This is a genomic window from Methylotenera sp. 1P/1, from assembly GCF_000384355.1.
Classification (GTDB): domain Bacteria; phylum Pseudomonadota; class Gammaproteobacteria; order Burkholderiales; family Methylophilaceae; genus Methylophilus.
Map to the genome: position 1 here is coordinate 1,584,625 of NZ_ARWC01000001.1, position 13,902 is coordinate 1,598,526.

Consider the following 13,902-nt stretch of genomic DNA (forward strand, 5'->3'; position numbering starts at 1 on the left):
ATCTCCAAAGTTATATTACTAAGGGTTAATTGAAAGCAAACTCGAATATTAAGGCACTAACTAGGTCTAGCGATTACCTCAATCTTAGAGCATACTTTTCATCACATTTGCATGTGAGGAATGCAATATAAAACAACTTGTTTCTAATTGCAACAGTTTAGTTACAATTTATTAACAAATATTCGAATATTTTTTACAGCTATTTTTATCCAAAAATTAATACGGCAATTTATTCAATAAAATCAAAGAGAAAGAATTTTTAATGTCTGCAAAAATCCAATCTGACTTGTATCCAGAAATTCAACCTTTTCATAGCGATTGGTTACAAGTGGATCCTATCCACCGGGTTTATTTTGAACAATGCGGCAACCCAGATGGTCCAGCCGTTATTTTTCTGCACGGCGGCCCAGGCAGCGGATGCAATCCGACACAGCGTCGTTTTTTTGACCCCAAGCATTATCATGTGATTTTGTTCGATCAGCGTGGTTGCGGGCGCAGCACACCGGAAGGTGAAGTCATCAATAACACCACTGATGACCTTGTTGCAGATATAGAGCAAATTAGAAAGCATTTGAATATTAAACGCTGGCATGTGTTTGGTGGCTCATGGGGCAGCACGCTAGCACTAAGTTATGCGTGCACACATCCCAGCGCTGTCATCAGCCTAGTACTGCGCGGCATTTTCTTGAGCCGCCCATTTGAGCTCAATTGGTTCTTAGGTCAAATCAATCTGTTTTTCCCAGACCAATGGCAAACTTTGTGTCACTACCTACCAGAGGCAGAGCGTGAATCGCCACTACATGCGTTTGAACGCTTGGTGTTTTCCGAAGACCCGAATATCAATATCCCTGCTGCGATTCATTGGAATGCTTACGAAAGCAGTATCATGAGTTTGGTTAATAATCCAAGCAGCAATCCCGTCAATGGCAAAGTGGAACTGGCGCGTGCACGCGTTCAAATCCACTATATATTGCATCAATGTTTTGTCGGGCAACGTGATTTGCTTCAAGAGGCATCAGAAAAACTTGCGAATACCCCAACGACGATTGTGCAAGGCCGCTATGATATGGTGTGCCCACCACAAACAGCATGGGAGTTGCATCAAGCAATGCCGCATGCGCAGTTTGTGATGGTGCCTGATGCAGGGCACTCCGCCATGGAAACTGGCACCTGCAACGCATTAGTGGCTGCAACAAACCGCTACAAACACTTAGAATAGCTAGCACGCATTTTTATCGGCCGCTTTATCAAACTATATGCAGATTAAAAAGTTACCTGACTTTAAAAAACTCGCGGATCACCCGGTGGTGACCACGCCGCTGAACTCTTACGCCAAGCAAGAATATGCAACGCCGTTATTTGTGCTGCGCGAGACACTGGCAGGGTTTGGCCGCCACAACATCATGAGCTTGTCGGCTTCGCTTTCGTTTTATGCATTGTTTGCATTAATTCCCCTGGTACTGCTGATTTTCTTTTTACTAAGCCATCTGGTGTACTCATCCGATTATGCCATTGTTAAACTAGCGATCCTTACTGGCAATCTGGTCCCTGATTTAAGTAGCAAGATTATGGTGGAAGTGTATAACGCCACCCAAACCAAAGCCGCTTGGGGTGCATTGGGGCTGATTGTGTTACTTTGGAGTGTCACACCACTGGCCAGCGCTATGCGCGCCTCCTTTTACACCATTGCCGCAAAAGTAGAAATGCCATCCTTTGTGATGCGACAAGTAAAAGACATCCTTTCCGTATTGGGCATACTGTTACTTTTTTTCTTATTTACCTCTGCAGGCTTTTTACTTGAACGTGTAGTAAGGTTTTTAGCCAATCACTTCTCCACCTTTCAGCTCAATGTATTAGGCTCTATATTTACCTTACTACTCACCACGCTATTAATTACTGGGTTCTATCGTGTGTTTTTCCCCATGCGGGTAGCCTTTACACACTTGTTCATTGGTGCGTCGGTCACCGCACTACTGTGGCTAGCCATGCGGCCAGCCTTTGGCTTGTTTTTATCCATTAACGAAAACTACGGTGCGATTTTTGGCAGCATGAAAGCATTGTTTGTCTCCATCACCTGGCTGTATTTAAATTTTGCCGTATTTTTATTAGGGACAGAGCTAATTGCCACGCTCAGAAAAAAAGATGTACTGCTGCTCAAAGGCTTGTTCGACAACATCCCTAACAAGGCCAATTACATTGATGCACTGATGCAGCGCTATGGTAAAAGCTTTAGTCAACATGACACAGTCATCGAGCAAGGCAATATTGAACGAAATCTATATTTCATTGTGGATGGCACTGTACACATCACGCAACATGGCACAGTTAAGCATGTTTTAAAATCCGGCGATTATTTTGGCGAGATTGCCATGCTGGCCGATCTGCCCGCCAACGCCGATGCAATCGTCGCATCGGAACAGGCGCAGATTATCGTGATTTACGCAGAGAATATTGATACCATGCTGGCAGAAGACCCCAAGGTGGCCATGCAACTATTAAGGCATTTGGCCAACCGGCTACAAAACAATTAACCCAGATAACTACACACATATTTTTACCGACTCATCATGGCTAAATCTTTCTCCAGCAGCCCACAGCCAAGCGTCATTCAGCAATTGATTCAACTGTTGAATCAAGGTCATCTAGCAATGGCCGAGCAAAAGGCAGTGGCACTGATTGCGCAACATCCACGCGAGTTTATTTTGCATCACGTATTAAGCCTAGCGCTGGACCAGCAACAAAAATATGCCGAGGCGGCGACGAGCTATCAGACGGCGATTCAGCTTCAACCCAATATGCCAGATTTACATTTTAATTTGGCGATTGCGCACACCCAACTCAATCAGTTACAAGAAGCCGAGCACGCCTATCGCAAAGCAATTCAACTGCAGCCTGGCTTTTTTGAGGCGCATGGCAATTTGGGTACTATTCTGCAACGACAAGGCAATCTAGATGGCGCCATTCAGTGCTATCAAACCGGGTTACGCATTAATCCACAAGATGCGCGTGGCCACTTTAACTTAGGCACCGTATTACGTGACAAAGGCTTACTACATGAAGCGGTGAAGCATTATCAACAAGCTATCCAACTGTTTCCAAACTATACCGATGCCTACAATAATTTAGGCGAAACATACCGCGATTTGGGCAATATGTCAGAGGCGATTCAGCAATATCAGCGCGCGCTATCACTCAACGCGCAACACGCCAGCGCCAACTACAACATGGCAGAATTTTTGTATCTGGCCAAACGATTTACAGAAGCCATCCCCTATTTTGAGCAATCACAACTGGATGATTGGCAAGAGCGCATTCTCTACTGCCTATATAAAGCCGAACAATTTGATGCATTTAAGCAAAAGCGCGATGCACTGATTCAACAAGCACCACATACCTCCCCTTTTTTGGCAACGCTCTCCACACATTACAGCATTAACTTTAACGAAGCAGATCCATACAATTTTTGCAAAGACGGATTACAGCATGTCTACCATCGCGCCATTCCAGCGCTTGCACCGAACAGCGCGCTACTCAACGCGCTGCTACATGATATTCACCATGCAGATATTGCAGAGCGTAAGCAAGCACGGCTGACCAATGGCAAGCAATCGGCGGGTAACTTATTCAAACGCCCAGAGGCTTCCTTTAGGCAATTGGCAGAGTTGATTCAGCAGGAGTTTGTCGCGTATCGCGAGCATTTTGCAGGAGCTGACTGCACTTTAATCACCGCCTTCCCGCAAACATTGGAATTTACCAGTTCATGGTATGTCAGCATGCGGCAAGGCGGCCACTTAAATGCGCACATCCATGAAATTGGCTGGATTAGTGGCGCAGTCTACCTTGCCATGCCAGAGACCGAGGACGAAAAAGAAGGCGCGTTTGAATACGGTACACATGGCGATGACTACCCGCAACAACATACAAACTTCCCCACCGCATTCATCAAACCCAATGTTGGCGATATCGTATTATTTCCATCGTCACTGTTTCATCGCACCATTCCCTTTAGCGCACAACAAGCCCGTATTTGCATTGCGTTCGATCTAAAACCACAAAACCAATTCATGCATGCACGATCAAATTATTAACATCCATAGCGCATGTAAATATCGCGATAATAATTTGTGTGGTACCATTTAACTAAACAATGTAATGCATTGTTTTATTTAGTGTTAGCGCGATATAGGCTTCGGGTGGTCGTTTATTAACAATACCATTCCAAGTAACTGATTTTTATAAATAAAATAAAAATTCATCCGTACGCACTCACATCGCCTTTTTTTTGCTAGACTGTGTATTCTTTAAATTAAAAAAAGCGTGTGTTTTGCTAAAGCAATGAGGGACCTCATGAAATCGATTAACATGTTCGACGACTCAACCGTACTGATCATTGACGATCAGACGACCAGTCGAACAATCCTTTCTCAAGTGGTAAAAAGCATACATCCCAAGATGCATGTCATTGAGAAAACCAATCCTGAGCGCGCGTTAGAGTGGGCCACACAAAACACGGCCGATCTCATCCTGATTGACTATGTGATGCCGGAAATGAACGGCATTGATTTTGTCAAAATGGTGAAAACCATCCCCGCCTATTATTTCGTACCGATCATCATGATCACCATCAAGAAAGATACGGAAACACGCAATACCGCTTTGGATGTAGGTGTCACCGACTTTTTAACCAAACCGATTGATGTACAAGAGTGCACGGCAAGATGCAAAAACCTGCTTACCATGCGCCAACAACAAATGACGTTGGAAACGAAAAGCAATTTACTTGAAAGCTTGGTGCAAGCAGCTACCGCTGAAATTCGCGCACGTGAAAAAGAAACCTTGATGCGGCTTGCGCGGATTGGTGAGTATAAAGACTATGAGACCTCTCGCCACTTGGTACGTATGGCACTGTATGCCAGAATCTTGGCCGAAGCCGCTGGATTTTCTGAAGATGAAGCTGAGACTATCGAACTCGCTGCGCCGCTACATGATATTGGCAAGGTAGGCATACCAGACCATGTGTTACTCAAAGCCGGTCCATTGAGTGAAGAAGAAACAGCCATTATGCGCAAGCACCCGATCATTGGCTTTCAAGTACTGCAAGACAGCCCTTCTAAGTATTTGCAAAAAGGCGCAGAAATCGCGCTTTCCCACCACGAACGCTTCGATGGCAATGGCTACCCTAAAGGCTTGTCTGGTAAAAAAATTCCTGTTTCCGCACGCATCGTCGCAATTGCGGATGTGTTTGATGCGTTGACCAGCAAACGTCCTTACAAAGAGGCTTGGTCAGTCGATGCCGCGATCCAGTTTATACAAAGCGAAGCAGGTAAGCATTTTGACCCGGACTTGGTCAAAACTTTAGTTAAAATTAGACCTAGATTAGAGAAAATTCACGCCGAATATTCAAATTAATGCATCAACATAAATATAACTAAATATCACCAATATTTGCTCAGGGGGCTTTATGAAAAAATCGTTACTGTCCGCAGCGCTGTTTGCTGCACCTATCGTCACGCATGCGGCTGGTTTTGCGTTAGTTGAGCAAAGTGCCAGTGGCTTAGGAAATGCTTATGCAGGTGCGGCGGCTTCGGCGGAAGATGCAAGTACTATTTTCTTCAACCCGGCAGGTATGACGTATATTGATGGCACACAAATCGTCGGTGCACTCCATATCATCAAATTAAGTGCCGATTTTAATAATGAAGGCTCCGTAGCTGGTACAGGCCGCCCACTTGGTAGCGAAGGGGGCAATGCTGGCAGCACTGCATTTGTACCCAATCTGTACTTTAAAACCAGCTTGACCGATGCATTGGATTTCGGGCTTGGCATTAATGCTCCGTTTGGCCTTAAAACTGAATACGACAAAAACTGGATTGGCCGCTTTCAAGCCATTAAATCTGACCTGAAGACCATCAACATCAATCCGGCGCTGGCATTTAAAGTGAATGACCAACTGTCTTTAGGGTTTGGCCTCAATGCCATGTGGATTCAAGCCGAATTAACCAGTGCAGTCAACTTGGTTGCGGCAGAGCGTTCATCCAAAGTAAAAGGAGATGACTGGGGACTAGGCTACAACTTCGGTGCTATTTATCAAGTGACAGAAGCCACCAGATTTGGCTTGGCTTATCGCTCAAAAATTGATCAACACCTGAAAGGTGACGTCAAATTCTCTACTTCTGGCGGACCAACCCCTAACGGCGATGTGACTGCTGATGTTACCTTACCAGAAACACTGTCATTTAGTGTGTTTAGCCAACTCAACAGCTCTTGGGATTTACTTGCTGATGCCACTTGGACACGCTGGAGCAGATTCCGTGAGCTTGCTGTGTACAGGGAAAGTGGTGCTTTACTGACATCAACCACAGAAAACTGGGATAACACTATGCGCTACTCGCTAGGTGCGAATTATCACTACAGTGATAAGCTCGTATTACGTGCTGGTATTGCCTATGACGAAGAGGCATTTGGTGATCAGTATCGTACTGCTCGCATCCCTGGGAATGATAGAAAATGGCTGTCATTGGGTGCCGGCTGGAAAGCAACAGACCAAACAAAACTAGACATTGGCTATACACACTTATTTGTGAGCGATATTGATATTGATGACAACCAAACTACTGTATTCCCAAGCCGTGGACGAGTACGTGGCGATTACGACGGTAGTGTGGATGTGCTAAGCGTGCAAGTGACCCACAACTTCTAGTTGTTTTCAACAATATAAAACGCGCAATGGCGCGTTTTATATTTTGAATGACTGGTTAGGACCTTCAGCTATCAAATAAGCTTTTCTGTTCCACTTCTGTAAACACCCTAAATTGATTTCTACCAGCGCCCTTTGCTTCATACAGCGCAATATCTGCTTTCTTTAGCAAGCGTTTAGTTGTTTCCTCACCATCCTGACCAAAACTAGCCACGCCGATACTCACACTCATGGGCACACGCTCGCCCAATACTTCGGCCTGCTCTTTAAACAAGTGGATAATTTTGCCGGCAACCACATTGGCATCGTTAATGTCATTGAGTTCGTCTAGCACAATGACAAATTCATCTCCGCTAATGCGGCTAACCGTGTCCACATCACGAATCGCCGACTTGAGCCGCGTCGCAATCACCTTGAGCAAAGCGTCACCCACATCATGGCCGTAGGTGTCGTTTAATTTTTTGAAATGATCGATGTCCACAAACAATATGGCCAAATTACGTTTAAAGCGTTTTGCATGCGCAAGCGCCTGTTCTAACCTAAAGTCCAATAAACGACGATTAGCCAGCCCAGTTAAACTATCATGCATGGCCAACGCGGTGAGCATTTTCCGCTCGCGCAATAAAAAGTAAACCAACGCTGATAATAGCACCGCAATGACAATCCCCATCAGCCTGGCAATCACAATCAATTGCGGAGCTTTTTCCGTTTTTTGCAACACCACCCATTCCCATGCTGCATCCGGGAAATCACTAGTAGAAATGATTGCGCCCTGACGATGAAATAAATCAGAATCACCATACACGGCTTTTCCATGTTGATCACGGATAGCAAAATCAAACTCATCATTAAGTAACGGCCGAAAGGCCGAATCAAAAAAAGCATCGGAGTTAATAACGGTAGACAACAGCCCCCAGTATTTTTGATCGATGTAGACTGGGTAACGATAAATCAAGCCCCTGCCACCTTGCACCAAGTCCAAAGGCCCAGTTAGCACGCCCTGATGGCGGTCTATCGCCTCTTTTACTTTGGGCCATTGTTGCGGTAAATTGCGATAATCTACCCCTATCGCTTTTTCGTTGGATTGTATAGGGTACATATAGGTGATGGTGTACCCTACGGCGATTGCTAGATTTCTAACATTATTTGTTCTAGTGTATAAATCTGCTAGCACATTTTGTACACGCTGATGGTCCAACTCGTGATGATAGATGGTTAAATAGCTAGACAAACCATTCGACACGAATAGTAAGGTATTGAGCTCTCGATCGACCTTTGACTTCAGCGTTGCCACATAGTGGGAGGCCGCCACCCGAAGCTTGGCATCGGCTTTTGCAGACTCTGCACTAATCAGCACCTCAAACATCACAAAAAACACAATAAAGACGGCACTAGCAATCGCCATTGCTGAAAGGTTGTTTTTGATCTCGCTGAGTAACTTAGTTGTCATTTGCTTCGAATTCATCATTTCGTTGCAACACTTTGTGTATCCACACGCATATGGTATCTATATATGAGCAAAACCACCCGTCTTTTTTGTGATTTAATCACTTGCTATGCCAATTTCATGTACTCAATGTAGTAGCCCCCATTAATTCATGAATACATTCAGCTAGCCATACCAAAAGTGTTTAGGTGTGTGCTGATAACGCTGAAAAAAGTCGGTTTAAGTATTTCCAACTATGCTGTTGATTTCAAATGGTGAACATCTGTGATGTCGAACACAGCACCAACGCATCATGTTGGCCTTTAATATCCTTGCTCAAATGTTGAAGTTGTAATCCAGACCTCTGACCAACCTCATGTTGCATTACCAAAAAAATAACTATAAACTGCACAAAAGACAGACCTGTCTTCCTATTTATGTCAATTTAACATGATATGGATGTATTGGACTAGCTTTGATCAGGCAGCATTACTAGTGCAATTATTTAAAACAAATATTTCAAGGGGAAATAAAGATGACTGAAGATAACCATGCAGGCAATGTAATTTTACTTAGGACAGCCTGTATTACATTGCTTTTAGGGTTGGTCCTAGCGTGGTGCCTTGTGATGACTAGAGGCATGAAAATTCCTTACATGCTCAATATATTTACTAGCACTGACAACCTTTTATCAGGGCATTTAGATTTTCTAATGATGACGATGTTGCTATTAGGCTTTTATGCGTCAAGAATTAGATTGCCCAAGTTTGTGATTTGGCCAATGGCCCTTGGTTCTATAGGTAATCCAACAGCTTTTGTAGTATTGGCGATTTCTCCCAAAATTCACTCACTTCCTTACATATTATTTCTATACACCACATTATCGTTAACGACTTTCGGTTTTGGAATGGCCGCAATTAAAGCGCTCAGATACTCCTTCAAATAATCGGCAATTCGTTTTGAGTGTAAATCTAGAAATTGGGGTTCAAAATCGCGATGGGTATCGATCTTAAAAATTCAAACACACAATATGGTTTGATCGCTAGAACATTGCATTGGGCCAGTGTGGCGATGCTGTTAACTATTGTAGTGTTGGCTAGCCAGTTTGCAGGTAAAGTACCCGGACCTGAGAAGGTGCAGTTAACCACACTGCACTCTTCAATAGGTATCATTTTTCTTGTGTTGATGATTGCTAGATTGACATGGAGAAGCCTGAATCCCAACCCTATTCATTCTTACAGTATTAAAACCTGGCAAAAACTGCTGGCTATTTCACTTCACAGGTCGATATACATCATCATCATTACACAATGTTTTTTAGGTATATTGGTATTACTCTCAACTGACCAAACAACTTATTTTTTCGATTTGTTTGAGTTCCCGCCATTGCTTGAGAAAGCGAATCCAATTCATACAATAGTGTTAGGGATGCATTATGCAATCTCTGTGATGATTTACCCCTTATTCGCTGTCCACATTATGGCGGCCATTTATCATCAAATTTTTGGCTTAGTAGAGGACATTAATTAATAGAAAAGATTATCAGGTAGTGTGTCTCTGTACAAATGGAGCCCCCCCTGTGATGAGCCTAGTCATAACGCTTAGCAACTTCTGGCTAATCAATCCAAATCCCCACAACAAGCTGACATACAGCCATCAGTTTAGGCTGAAATTACCGTCATCTGTCATCTGTATTTGCTTGGCTACCTCACCAAAAACAAAAAAGACCCAAGGCGTTAACCTTGAGTCTCTCTATATATGGTGGCCCCTCTGTGAGTCGAACACAGCACCAACGGATTATGAGTCCGCTGCTCTAACCAAGCATGAGCTAAGGGGCCGTAAGCTTTATCTAATTACCTCTAGCCAGATTAGTCTTGACCGGTTTCCAAGAAGCTTCTTAAACGCTCCGAGCGTGTTGGATGACGCAATTTACGCAAGGCTTTCGCTTCTATCTGGCGAATACGCTCACGTGTCACATCAAACTGTTTACCCACCTCTTCCAATGTGTGGTCCGTGTTCATCTCAATACCAAAACGCATGCGTAACACTTTAGCCTCGCGCGGGGTGAGTGACTCTAACACTTCACTGGTCGCATCGCGCAAGCTTGCGTATACGGCAGCATCCATTGGCGCCAATGTGGTGTTATCTTCAATAAAGTCACCCAAATGTGAATCTTCATCATCACCAATTGGTGTTTCCATCGAAATTGGCTCTTTGCTGATTTTTAAGATTTTTCTAATCTTATCTTCAGGCATTTCCATTTTCTCAGCCAAGGTCGCTGGGTCAGGTTCTAAACCCGTTTCTTGCAGAATCTGACGACTGATACGATTCATTTTATTAATCGTCTCAATCATATGCACTGGGATACGGATGGTACGTGCTTGGTCAGCAATAGAACGTGTAATGGCCTGGCGAATCCACCAAGTAGCGTAAGTCGAAAACTTGTAACCACGACGATATTCAAACTTATCTACCGCTTTCATCAAGCCAATGTTGCCTTCTTGAATCAAGTCCAAGAATTGCAATCCACGGTTGGTGTATTTTTTAGCAATCGAAATCACCAAACGTAAGTTAGCTTCAATCATTTCACGCTTAGCACGACGTGCGCGCGCTTCGCCTGTGGTCATCTGCTTGTTGATTTCTTTCAACTCTTTGATAGGAATACCCACGCGGTTTTGCAAAGTCATCAAGCGATCTTGCTGATCTAAAATAGAGTGTCTATAGCGTGATAAGCGTTCTGCGTATGGTTTGTTTTGTGCCAGCTCATCATCCAGCCAAGCCATGTTAATTTCATTGCCTGGGAATGATTTAATAAAATGCGGACGTGGCATGCCCGATTTCTCTACACAGAAATCCATCACTTTACGTTCATGGCTACGCACTTCTTCTACCATTTCACGCACTTGATCACACAACGCCTCTACTTGTTTTGCAGAGAAACGGAAGGCGGTCAGCTCATCCAGCACGCTTTGGTGCAAGGCTTTATATTTTGCATCTTGTGAGCCCTTGGTATCACGGATGACATTCATTTCCGCATTTGCAGTGCGGATGATTGCAAAGCGTGCCAACACTTCTTCTTTGAGCTTGGCTAGCGCTTCTGCAGAAATCGCTGCGGCTTTTGCACCATCTTCGTCATCATCTTCTTCGTCATCATCGGAGACTTCTTCTTCATGCTCGGCATCTTCAACTGCCAATGCATCTTCTAGACCAATGTCGCTATCAATCAAGCCATCCACTAGGTCATCTACACTGATTTCGTCTTTTTCTACTTTATCGACCAATGCTAACAACTCAGCGATGGTGGTCGGGCAAGCGGCAATTGCCTGCACCATGTGTTTGAGGCCATCTTCAATACGTTTGGCAATTTCAATCTCGCCTTCGCGGGTGAGCAAATCCACCGTACCCATTTCACGCATGTACATACGCACAGGGTCAGTTGTACGACCAAACTCTGAATCCACAGTAGCTAACGCCTGTTCTGCTTCTTCTACTGCGTCTTCATCGGCTACAGGCGGTGGCGCATCAGACATCAATAACACTTCAGCATCAGGCGTCTCTTCATATACCTGAATACCCATATCATTGATCATGCCAATGATGCTGTCGATTTGCTCCGTGTCTTGCACATCGTCCGGCAAGTGGTCATTAATTTCAGCGTAAGTTAAATAGCCACGCTCTTTACCCAACACAATAAGTGATTTAAGGCGGGTGCGACGCGCTTCTGCATCCATGGCTTGGAGCGCAGGATCTATCGGCGTTTCCGCCTCAAGTTTAAGGCGTTCTTTTTCTAAAGTTTTGTCTGATTTTGGTCTGGCCATGCCCGATCCTATCTATAAAATCTTAAACTGTGTGAATCTTGAAGTTGCAATCAATGCTTTTGCCGTGCCTAATGACGATTGACTGGTGATCATTCATCATCGTTTTTGACGTTTGGCGCATTTACGGCGAACCTTAGATTATATCTTAAATCACCCTAAAAATTAAATGGTCTATGCTTAAAATTTAAGCAAAGCAACCACTTATCTTTTTAAAGTCAATTTTTTCAACAACTCACGCTCTTCGTGAGTGAGCTGCGCAAATGGCTTTTCCTGGAGTGAACTCAACAATTGGTTGTCTCGCACATCCGTCATCATCTCTGTTAATTGGGCACAAGCACCGGAAAATTCAAGCGCAATGTCTAAACTTTCATCCAGTAAGTGCAATTCCCGCTGTATCTCACTCAATAACTTTGCATCAACTTGTGACGCGATACAGTGCAGCAAAGTTGCAGGCTTTGACTGCGGCTGGCCTAGGGCAGCATGTATCACAGCATTAAGTAACACGTCTTCTTCGTTTGTATTTTGCACAAATTGCAAATGCTCAGCATTGGCCAATTGCGGCTGCATTAACAACATCAACACAAAGCGCTTTTTAATCGATAACGGCGTACGCATTTGACGTGCCATGGCCTTGGGGGCTATCTTTTGTGGAGCAGGCAACCGCAGCATGCTTTGCATTTCTTGTTCTGTCACTTGTGCCAATTCTGCAATCCGCTTACGCAATAGCAACGCAAACCTAGGTGCAGAAATTTGCTTTAAGATAGGTTCGGCCTCATTCAAAAACGTCACTTTATCCTCTTGCGAGTTAAGCGGATTACTTTCACCCAAATGCTGAATAATATACTGCGATAACGGCATCGCATTTTGCATTTCACGCTCAAACGCTTCTTTGCCAAACTCACGCACATAACTATCAGGATCATGCTCTTTAGGCAAAAATAGAAAACGCAACTTCAGTCCATCTGTCAGTGCTGGCAAGGCATTCATGGCGGCGCGCCACGCTGCGGTTCTACCAGCATTGTCGCCATCAAAACTAAATACAATTTCATCGGTTTGGCGCATGAGCTTGGTGATATGGAAAGGCGTGGTTGCCGTACCCAATGCCGCAACCGCGTACTCAATCCCGTATTGCGCTAATGCCACCACATCCATATAACCTTCAACTACCAAGACACGCCCTGCATCACGGATGGCACGGCGCGCAACAAACAAGCCATACAGTTCGTGGCCTTTTTGAAACAAAGGAGTTTCGGGCGAATTATAGTATTTAGGCGTATCTTCGGGATTAATCACGCGACCGCCAAAGCCAATCACTTGGCCTTTTTGGTCATGAATAGGGAACATAATACGATCACGAAAACGGTCATAGCGCTTACCTTGCTCATTGGTGACCACCAGCCCGGCAACACCTAATGCCTCGTTCTCATACTGCGGAAAAACAGTTTGTAAGTTCTGCCAACCGGCAGGCGCATAACCAATTTGAAATTTAGCCGCAATTTGCCCACTTAAGCCGCGCGCTTTAAGATAAGCAATCGCACGCTCGGATTTTTTTAACTCAGCTTTATAGTAACTAGCGGCCTGCTGCAACGCTTCCTGCAAGCCCACCACAGCTTTTTGTGGGACTCTATCGGGATCGCGTGTCTCTTGCGGCACAATCATCCCTACGCCCTTGGCTAGCTCGTGCACCGCCTCCACAAAACTAAGGCCAGCATACTCCATTAAAAAACCAAGTGCAGTGCCATGGGCGCCGCAACCAAAACAGTGATAAAACTGCTTGGTCGGACTAACAGTAAAGCTGGGGGATTTTTCGTTGTGAAACGGACAACATGCGGAGTAATTAGCGCCTGCCTTCTTGAGTGGTACGGACTTATCGACGACATCGACAATATCAACGCGATTGAGCAACTCTTGAATGAAGCTTTCTGGAATCATAAGCCTAAGTATCGCATAAACTTCTCTAA

Annotated in this window: 10 protein-coding genes and 1 tRNA gene; 7 read left to right on the forward strand and 4 right to left on the reverse strand. The window is 44.5% G+C overall.

What is annotated here, in order from left to right; all coding sequences use genetic code 11:
* Positions 1-262: 262 nt before the first annotated feature.
* The 5 genes from pip (at position 263) to A3Q3_RS0107520 (ending at position 6,700) form a co-directional block, all read left to right on the forward strand.
* Positions 263-1,219 carry a prolyl aminopeptidase gene (gene pip, locus A3Q3_RS0107500; protein ID WP_020182968.1) on the forward strand — a complete coding sequence of 319 codons (957 nt, stop codon included), beginning with the start codon at positions 263-265 and terminating at the stop codon, positions 1,217-1,219.
* Between the two features lie 37 nt (positions 1,220-1,256).
* A complete protein-coding gene (locus A3Q3_RS0107505) occupies positions 1,257-2,531 on the forward strand; it encodes a YhjD/YihY/BrkB family envelope integrity protein (RefSeq protein ID WP_020182969.1) in 1,275 nt (424 codons plus the stop codon).
* A 36-nt stretch (positions 2,532-2,567) separates the two neighbouring features.
* Positions 2,568-4,088, forward strand: coding sequence for a tetratricopeptide repeat protein (locus tag A3Q3_RS0107510; protein WP_020182970.1), 1,521 nt, complete (start codon positions 2,568-2,570; stop codon positions 4,086-4,088).
* A 259-nt stretch (positions 4,089-4,347) separates the two neighbouring features.
* Entirely contained in the window at positions 4,348-5,409 is a 1,062-nt protein-coding gene (locus A3Q3_RS0107515; protein WP_020182971.1) for an HD domain-containing phosphohydrolase, read from the forward strand.
* Positions 5,410-5,461: 52 nt separating this feature from the next.
* Entirely contained in the window at positions 5,462-6,700 is a 1,239-nt protein-coding gene (locus A3Q3_RS0107520) for an OmpP1/FadL family transporter (protein WP_020182972.1), read from the forward strand.
* A 64-nt stretch (positions 6,701-6,764) separates the two neighbouring features.
* Here A3Q3_RS0107520 and A3Q3_RS0107525 read toward each other — a convergent pair whose 3' ends face one another.
* Positions 6,765-8,147, reverse strand: coding sequence for a diguanylate cyclase domain-containing protein (locus A3Q3_RS0107525; protein WP_232418387.1), 1,383 nt, complete (start codon positions 8,145-8,147; stop codon positions 6,765-6,767).
* A 511-nt stretch (positions 8,148-8,658) separates the two neighbouring features.
* On the opposite strand from A3Q3_RS0107525, the gene A3Q3_RS0107530 reads away from it, so the two are divergent.
* Both A3Q3_RS0107530 and A3Q3_RS0107535 read left to right on the forward strand, forming a co-directional pair.
* On the forward strand, positions 8,659-9,069 hold the full coding sequence (locus tag A3Q3_RS0107530) for a hypothetical protein (RefSeq protein ID WP_020182974.1): 411 nt from the start codon (positions 8,659-8,661) through the stop codon (positions 9,067-9,069).
* A 50-nt stretch (positions 9,070-9,119) separates the two neighbouring features.
* On the forward strand, positions 9,120-9,653 hold the full coding sequence (locus tag A3Q3_RS0107535) for a cytochrome b (RefSeq protein WP_020182975.1): 534 nt from the start codon (positions 9,120-9,122) through the stop codon (positions 9,651-9,653).
* Between the two features lie 229 nt (positions 9,654-9,882).
* Here A3Q3_RS0107535 and A3Q3_RS0107540 read toward each other — a convergent pair.
* The 3 genes from A3Q3_RS0107540 to dnaG form a co-directional block, all read right to left on the reverse strand.
* Positions 9,883-9,961, reverse strand: a tRNA-Ile gene (locus A3Q3_RS0107540).
* A 30-nt stretch (positions 9,962-9,991) separates the two neighbouring features.
* Entirely contained in the window at positions 9,992-11,941 is a 1,950-nt protein-coding gene (rpoD, locus tag A3Q3_RS0107545; RefSeq protein ID WP_020182976.1) for an RNA polymerase sigma factor RpoD, read from the reverse strand.
* A 201-nt stretch (positions 11,942-12,142) separates the two neighbouring features.
* Positions 12,143-13,873, reverse strand: coding sequence for a DNA primase (gene dnaG / locus A3Q3_RS0107550; RefSeq protein WP_020182977.1), 1,731 nt, complete (start codon positions 13,871-13,873; stop codon positions 12,143-12,145).
* Between the last annotated feature and the right edge of the window lie 29 nt (positions 13,874-13,902).